4 protein-coding genes and 2 pseudogenes are annotated in these 4,893 nt (G+C 33.3%); 3 read left to right on the top strand and 3 right to left on the bottom strand.

Going from position 1 to position 4,893, the window contains the following annotated elements:
• Positions 1 to 375 precede the first annotated feature (375 nt).
• Positions 376 to 2,520, top strand: coding sequence for an IgaA/UmoB family intracellular growth attenuator (locus tag CBG25_RS13600; protein ID WP_290607272.1), 2,145 nt, complete (start codon positions 376 to 378; stop codon positions 2,518 to 2,520).
• A 397-nt stretch (positions 2,521 to 2,917) separates the two neighbouring features.
• On the opposite strand, the gene CBG25_RS13595 is transcribed toward CBG25_RS13600, so the two are convergent.
• Entirely contained in the window at positions 2,918 to 3,133 is a 216-nt protein-coding gene (locus CBG25_RS13595; RefSeq protein WP_290607270.1) for a DUF465 domain-containing protein, read from the bottom strand.
• A gap of 285 nt (positions 3,134 to 3,418) precedes the next feature.
• Here CBG25_RS13595 and eco point away from each other — a divergent pair, with 285 nt between their 5' ends.
• On the top strand, positions 3,419 to 3,901 hold the full coding sequence (gene eco, locus CBG25_RS13590; protein ID WP_290607269.1) for a serine protease inhibitor ecotin: 483 nt from the start codon (positions 3,419 to 3,421) through the stop codon (positions 3,899 to 3,901).
• Between the two features lie 61 nt (positions 3,902 to 3,962).
• On the opposite strand, the gene CBG25_RS13585 is transcribed toward eco, so the two are convergent.
• Entirely contained in the window at positions 3,963 to 4,259 is a 297-nt protein-coding gene (locus tag CBG25_RS13585; RefSeq protein ID WP_290607268.1) for a universal stress protein, read from the bottom strand.
• Between the two features lie 65 nt (positions 4,260 to 4,324).
• On the opposite strand from CBG25_RS13585, the pseudogene CBG25_RS13580 reads away from it, so the two are divergent.
• Positions 4,325 to 4,525, top strand: a pseudogene (locus CBG25_RS13580) (helix-turn-helix domain-containing protein); the annotation flags it as partial.
• Positions 4,526 to 4,681: 156 nt separating this feature from the next.
• Here the strand turns inward: CBG25_RS13580 and CBG25_RS13575 are convergent.
• Positions 4,682 to 4,893, bottom strand: a pseudogene (locus tag CBG25_RS13575) (hypothetical protein); the annotation flags it as partial.

The following is a 4,893-nucleotide window of genomic DNA, read 5'->3' as shown; positions in this document are numbered from 1 at the left end:
CCAGTTACGTGGTCGGTTCGCAAATAGCGATTAATCGCATCGTGACTCATATCTTGCGTATGATCAGCAAAATTCGTCAAGGTATAATTGATGTGGCTTATCATTAGATACTGGCAGTAATTTAAGCGGCTTGGTTTCATTTGTAACACTCTACAGAATTTTTATTCTATTTTATGTGAAATTTGCGTAAGTCCTAAATATTTTTATTATATTACTTATTAATTGAACGACTATGTTGTTAAAATAAATAATGATAAATCGTAACTCATTGTTATTAATATTAAAAAAAGAAAACTAGAATAGGAATTACCTTATTTAGAGCTATCGAAAGGGTTGTTATTCTGCACAGGCATTATTCGTTACATCGGGGAAGAAATGAGCTTACCTTTTGTTATATTGGTTATTTTAATTATTTGCTTGTTTATATTAATTTTCTTTTTGTTTATCAAAGGAAAAAAAGGTAATGATATAAATAGATTACCTTTCTTAATACAAGCTAATTATCGTAAAATTACGTCTGATGAATATCAGATAATTTGTGACTATCTTAAATATACCAATTCTGAACAAATCTTAATAAAGACAAAAGAGGCTACAATAAGAAAATTATTTGATTTTCCTAAAAGAAATGCCTGGGTTTCTACTGGCTACAATGCAATAACACGCTTCTCTTTAATCAACGAACAAGATAATTTATGGCGCTATTTTATTGATTCTAAGGAAGTTCATTTACCCAGACAATTAGAACCTTACTTAACAACTCAAAATGTTATGGATGTTGTTGATACGGATACCTTACCGCTTGTTATCTCAGTAAATAATCATTTCTTGGGTAATTTTAAGCAAAATTTTAAAGAGTTTCATTTAACTAAAGAAATAACATTTCCACCAGTTAATGCCATTATTCAAGAGAGTGGTCAGCAATTAGTAAAGTTTATTAAGGTCAGAAAAGAGACATTAGAAGAGTATAAACTTAATCGATCGTTTAGTTTGTGGGGCGGTGGTGTTATTTGTGTTGGGTTAATTGTTTGTGCACTTTCGTTATTTGCTATTACTATTTTTTTTCCTTGGTTAATGTTGTTTGGCGGGCTAACTTTTATTATTGGAGTTTATCTTCTTTATCGGCCATATATTTTTCGTAAGAGATATCAACAGGATATTCGTTGTGTGGTAGGTAAACCTAAACGATGGGGTTTATTTGGTGAGTTTGATAAAGGTAAAAAACATAATATTTCATTGGCTGGAATTGATCTTATTTATCCATCTCATTGGGAGCCATTTCTGGAATATGAGATTGATCAGGCTATTAATATTGATATGTATGCAAACGGTTACGTTGTTCGTCAAGGACGTTATTTATCTTTACATGAAGAGGCTCGTCGTTATCCATATAAAAGATATGGCAAAAATTTAATGTTGGTGATAACCAGTTTTTTTCTTATGTTATTACTTCATTTCTATGAACCAGTTCATTTACCCGCGAGATTAATTTTTCATTGGCTTAATGGAGAAAATTATCTACAGACAACAAATTATGCCGAATTGGAAGTGATGCCGTTACAGATTGGTGACTATATTGCAGTTAAAGGTGTGGGTATGTGCTATGTACCTATTGATTTTATAGAAAAAGGAAATAGGTTTGATTTTCTTCCTTTTGATTGTTCAGGTATTTACTGGAATGATATAAACCCATCTCCTATACCTGAATCTGATATAGTTGAAAAAGTCTTTTCTCTTTCAACAACAGTTAAACAGCAGCTTTATTTTAATAATTTGGATCGTAAAGTTAATCAGCAACTTCGACGAGAGATTATGAAATCTGGTATGAATTTACTTAATAATTTCGCTGATATCATCTTAAAAACAAATTCATTATGCCCACTTAATAATGAGTGTTTTCGTTTAAAGAGCGCGTTAGTTAATTTAAGTGATACCTATGAATGGTCGGTACTTGTTACCAGAGCTAAAAATGGAAAATTAGCGGGTACCAATGTGATATTGCGGCCAGGTGGCGCAGAAACCTTGGAAAAACTGGTTAATGAAACGACATCTTTTTATATTAATAGAGAAATAGAAAAAGCTGCGGCGTTATTGAATACACCACCGACCAGAGGTGTATTACTTATCAGTGATGAAGCAAAACCGTTTGTAGATTTAGTTTCATTCCACTCTCCTGTTGTTGACTCTTATTCTCCATTACAAAAATGGCAAGAGCTGCAAAAATTGTCAGATATTTTAATGCATACTCCTTTTGAAGCAGAAGGTATTATTACTAAATTATTTGTCGATACAAAAGGTACGCGTCATATTATTTCACATAGTAAACCTAGTTCTATGTTACTTTTACGCTATATTAGTGCTTTTCTATTAAACTTGGTTTTAATGGCAACTTTTATATTAAATCTTATTTTGGTTATTACACGTAAGCGTATAAATAAGTGGCGATTAAAAAGTATTCGGCAATATTATGAGCATTGTTTCAATATTGTATCTTCCACTGACCAGCAAAAAAATATTTAACCTAATGAAAAAAAAAATGAAAACACAGTCAGATATGGATTTGATTATTCCACGAGTTTCGCACCAATAAAAAAACGCTCTATTTTTAAGTTTAATTCAGCATGATATATAAATAGTCAAAACCTTATAAATCAAATACAACTTATTGTAATTTAAGAAAATTTATGTTTTTTAGTAACTTGCAGATTAATCATTGCTTTTAAGCCATTTTTAGAATTTTATATGCCTGTGCGAAACTCGTGTATTCAATGCATTTTATTGAGTTAGAATAAGTCGAAGTCAGTTTTTGGTAGTATAAATATGGATGAAAAATGAGCTTAATTTTTAGAGCTATTTTATAATTCTATTTATCATTTTTAATAACCGCTTGCTTTAATAGCAGGCGGTTGATTTGGTGCTATTTAAGCCTAATTTGTTGGTGAATAATACGCTGCATTTCATCTTTTATATGAAGCTTTTCTTTTTTTAATTTGATGACGTTATCATTATAGCCTGCGCCATTTGGGCCTTCTAATTCAGTGATCTGTTTATCCAGTTGATGGTGTTTTTCAAATAGTGATTGGAAGCGTGGATGAAAACGTTTTAGGTGAGAAAATAACTCATGATCGGACACTAACATATAACCTCCGGCAAAATTATTGAGGGTCAATTTAAGTATAACAATAATTAAAATTTAACAACGGCGGACACAATAATTTACATTGTTAAATGTTATATATAATCATTTGATTTTTAATAATATTTACAAATTAATTGGTTGTTTTACTCTTTACGATTTTTTACTTTTTGACACGACAGTTATACTAAAAAGATGTTTGAATTAGCTAAGCATAAAAATTATTGTTATCAGTTATAGTTAATATCACTTTTATCACTATTTATAAAGTAGGATGTGGCAATGAATAAATATACCTTTCCATTACTGGCAATGCTCCTAACGACATCTTATGCGATGGCAAATGATAATCTGTCCAAAATCGCACCATACCCGGCCGCAGCAAAAGGGATGCTCCGCTATGTTATTCAGCTAGACAAAAAACCGAATGAAAATAATTTTATGGTAGAACTGGTTATTGGTAAATCAATGCTGGTTGATTGCAATCAGCATTGGTTTGGCGGGGATTTTGAGAAAAAAGAACTTAAAGGTTGGGGTTATGACTTTTATGAATTAAAAAAAGTATCCGGTCCTGCAGCAACCTTAATGGCTTGCCCAGATAAAAAGCAATCCAAGAAGTTTGTTACCACTCATCTCGGGGAAGGCAATAATATCGTTCGCTATAATAGTAAATTACCGATAGTGGTATATGTTCCAAACGATATGGCAGTTAAATATCGCGTGTGGTCAGCACCAGAAGAACTTAACAGTGCGAAGATCAAATAACGGTTTAATTTAACCAATAAGCCATCTCCTGTGAGATGGCTAGGTGTGTGTTTGGTTTATTTTAGCGAGCGACTAAAACAGTCATTTTTGCATGACGAACAATGCTAGTTGCGGTTGATCCTAGCAGGTAACTGGTAGAATTGGGGCTATGAGAACCAATAAGAATTAAATCGGCGTCAATATCTGATGCATAGCTTAAAATTTCCTCTTTTGTCGGGCCAATGCCTATTTTACAAGTAATTTGCCCTTTAGGAATGTTTACTTTCTTAATGATCTCTTTAAGTAGTTCGAGTGCAACTCGGCTGCGCTCCTCAGAATCTTGTTGGCTCTCTGGCGCCAATTCCCAAACGAAATGCAACAAAGTAAATCCTTGGTCATACATAGATAAAATTACTGTAATGACCCCATAAGAGATACTGTTGTATGAAGGGAAAACATTTGAACTTACATGAGCGTTTTTATATCGAAAAACGAATAATTGACGGTGTTACTCAGGCCACTATTGCTAGAGAATTGGGGCTTTCTCGTTCAACTGTCAGCAGGGAACTCAAACGTAATACTGATCCCGCTTTCCATGGACTTTATTCTTGCAGAAGAGCCGATACCTTAGCGAAAGCCAGACGTCTCAATAAATCTACACGAGATGCATTTAATCAACAAACCCCGCAAACGCAGGATTTTATCCGTAAGGAGCTTGCTTTACATACCTCGCCAGAAGTTATCAGTGGAAGGCTACGTTTGAAGCATGGTGTTTCTGTCAGCCACGAGTTTCGCACAAAACTAATTTGGGTACGCTAATAAAACACGGATGTGCTCAGCAATAGCATTTTTGATTACGTCCCAATTTTGTTGATAAAGGGTTATTTTTTCAGATATACGACGTTTATGTTGTTCAAACCACGCAGAAATAGCGAGAAAAATATGATTTCTTTGCGCTCGGCTCGTGCGAGCCTGACAGCGTTCAATACCACAATTTTGTTTAACTTCTCGAT

It is taken from the genome of Arsenophonus sp. ENCA (assembly GCF_002287155.1).
GTDB lineage: Bacteria > Pseudomonadota > Gammaproteobacteria > Enterobacterales > Enterobacteriaceae > Arsenophonus > Arsenophonus nilaparvatae.
The sequence above is the reverse complement of the archived record's forward strand: the minus strand, read 5'-3'. Positions and strand labels throughout refer to the sequence as shown.

Coding starts and splice junctions, on each gene's coding strand:
- eco (WP_290607269.1), top strand. CDS start 3,419: ATGAATAAATATACCTTTCCATTACTGGCAATGCTCCTAACGACATCT.
- CBG25_RS13600 (WP_290607272.1), top strand. CDS start 376: ATGAGCTTACCTTTTGTTATATTGGTTATTTTAATTATTTGCTTGTTT.